At 49.1% G+C, this 3,018-nt stretch carries 1 rRNA gene; it reads right to left on the minus strand.

Annotated elements, in window-relative coordinates:
• Positions 1–59: 59 nt before the first annotated feature.
• Positions 60–2,936: ribosomal RNA gene (locus R2R71_RS21140) — 23S ribosomal RNA — on the minus strand.
• Positions 2,937–3,018 lie beyond the last annotated feature (82 nt).

Genomic DNA, 3,018 nt, shown 5'->3' on the forward strand with positions numbered 1-3,018 from the left:
CTTAAATGACATATTATTGAAAGAAGTTAAGTTTTGAAGAACAAACAACAGTATGTTGCTTTTGAAAGCTTCGGGTGATTAGTATTACTCGACTGTGGTGTCACCACCTTTACATCTGTAACCTATCAACGTAGTAGTCTGCTACGGCCCTATATGGAATTCTCATCTCGTGGCTAGTTTCGCACTTAGATGCTTTCAGCGCTTATCTATTCCCAGCGTAGCTACTCTGCAATGCCCCTGGCGGAACAACAGATTCACTAGAGGCTAGTCCAACCCGGTCCTCTCGTACTAAGGTCAGCCCCACTCAAAATTCCTACGCCCACAACAGATAGGGACCGAACTGTCTCGCGACGTTCTGAACCCAGCTCGCGTGCCACTTTAATCGGCGAACAGCCGAACCCTTGGGACCTTCTCCAGCCCCAGGATGTGACGAGCCGACATCGAGGTGCCAAACCTCCCCGTCGATATGAGCTCTTGGGGGAGATCAGCCTGTTATCCCCAGCGTACCTTTTATCCTTTGAGCGATGGCCCTTCCATGCAGAACCACCGGATCACTATATCCGTCTTTCGACCCTGATCGACTTGTCTGTCTCACAGTCAAGCAAGCTTATGCTATTGCACTCCCCGTACGGTTACCAAGCGTACTGAGCTTACCTTTGAAAGCCTCCGTTACCTTTTTGGAGGCGACCACCCCAGTCAAACTACCCATCAAACAATGTCCTCCGCGCTGCGGAGTTAGACACCGAATACAGAAAGGGTGGTATTTCAACGTTGGCTCCACGACGCCTAGCGACGCCGCTTCAAAGCCTCCCACCTATCCTACACATCCTGTACCCAATGTCAATGTTAAATTGTAGTGAAGGTGCATGGGGTCTTTCCGTCCCGTTGCGGGTACCCGGCGTCTTCACCGGGACCACAATTTCACCGAGCTCATGGCTGAGACAGCGCCCAGATCGTTACACCATTCGTGCAGGTCGGAACTTACCCGACAAGGAATTTCGCTACCTTAGGACCGTTATAGTTACGGCCGCCGTTTACTGGGGCTTCGATTCAATGCTTCGCCTTGCGACTAACATCCCCTCTTAACCTTCCAGCACCGGGCAGGTGTCAGGCCTTATACTTCATCTTTCGATTTTGCAAAGCCATGTGTTTTTGTTAAACAGTCGCCTGGGCCTTTTCACTGCGGCTGACATTGCTGTCAGCGCCCCTTCTCCCGAAGTTACAGGGCCATTTTGCCGAGTTCCTTAGCCATGATTCACTCGAGCACCTTAGAATCCTCTTCCCGGATACCTGTGTCGGTTTGCGGTACGGGTTTTTATAACCTGAAGCTTAGCGGTTTTTCTTGGAAGTCTGTTTACCTGCTCTATCCACTCATCCGAAGACTCGCGGTACTATTAGTTTTCAGCTAGATTGGCGGATTTGCCTACCATTCTAATACCTACAACCTTTAACGAACTATTCCGTCAGTTCGCGGCAGTGTCACTACTCCGTCCCCACATCGCAGTTATAAAAAGTACTGGAATATTAACCAGTTGTCCATCGAATTTCCCCTTCGGGTTCTCCTTAGGTCCCGACTAACCCTGATCCGATTAGCGTTGATCAGGAAACCTTATCCTTTCGGTGGGCGGGTTTCTCGCCCGCCTTATCGTTACTTATGCCTACATTTGCTTTTCTAGAAGCTCCAGCACCCATTACCAGATACCTTCACTGCCGCTAGAATGCTCCCCTACCGATATATTTCAATCCCATAGCTTCGGTGATACACTTAATGCCCGTTTATTATCCATGCCCGATCGCTCGACTAGTGAGCTGTTACGCACTCTTTAAATGAATGGCTGCTTCCAAGCCAACATCCTAGCTGTCTGTGCAATCGGACCTCGTTAGTTCAACTTAGCGTACACTTGGGGACCTTAGCTGATGGTCTGGGTTCTTTCCCTCTCGGCGCGTGACCTTAGCACCCCGCGCCTCACTGCAGATCATATTTAATAGCATTCGGAGTTTGTCTGGATTTGGTAGGATTTGACTCCCCCGCACCCAATCAGTAGCTCTACCTCTATTAAACTTAATATCCACGCTGTTCCTAAAAACATTTCGGGGAGTACGAGCTATTTCCCAGTTTGATTAGCCTTTCACCCCTACCCACAGATCATCCGGAAACTTTTCAACGTTTATCGGTTCGGTCCTCCAGTACGTGTTACCGCACCTTCAACCTGTCCATGGGTAGATCACAAGGTTTCGCGTCTACCTCCTCTGACTATACGCCCTATTCAGACTCGCTTTCGCTTCGGATCCGTGTCTTAAACACTTAACCTTGCCAGAGAAGAGTAACTCGTAGGCTCATTATGCAAAAGGCACGCCGTCACACCACTTGGATGCTCCGACCGCTTGTAAGTACACGGTTTCAGGTTCTATTTCACTCCCCTGTTCGGGGTTCTTTTCACCTTTCCCTCACGGTACTGGTTCACTATCGGTCTCTCAGGAGTATTTAGCCTTACCGGATGGTGCCGGCAGATTCCCACAAGGCGTCTCCGACCTCGCAGTACTCAGGATACTACTAAGCTAACATTCTATACGTGTACCGGGCTGTCACCGTGTATCGCCAGGCTTCCCATCCTGTTCCACTTCTGTTTGTTAATACCATATCGTAGTCCTACAACCCCCATTTTGCCGTAACAAAATAGGTTTGGGCTCTTTCCCTTTCGCTCGCCACTACTCAGGAAATCATTATTATTTTCTCTTCCTCTGCTTACTTAGATGTTTCAGTTCGGCAGGTTTGCTCATTATATGTGACATGTCTTCAACATGCCGGGTTGCCCCATTCGGAAATCTTCGGATCAATTCCTATTTGCAAATACCCGAAGCTTATCGCAGCTTATCACGTCCTTCATCGCCTCTGAGAGCCAAGGCATCCCCCGTGTACTCTTTCTTACTTTCTTCTACTCATGCGCCTTTTGCGCCGCATGGTATGCTTTTTTGCTCTTGTTATGATGTCTCATACCTCAGTTTGTATTGCTACGC

Origin of the sequence: Pedobacter aquatilis (assembly GCF_032678405.1) — a bacterium.
Taxonomy (GTDB): domain Bacteria; phylum Bacteroidota; class Bacteroidia; order Sphingobacteriales; family Sphingobacteriaceae; genus Pedobacter; species Pedobacter aquatilis_A.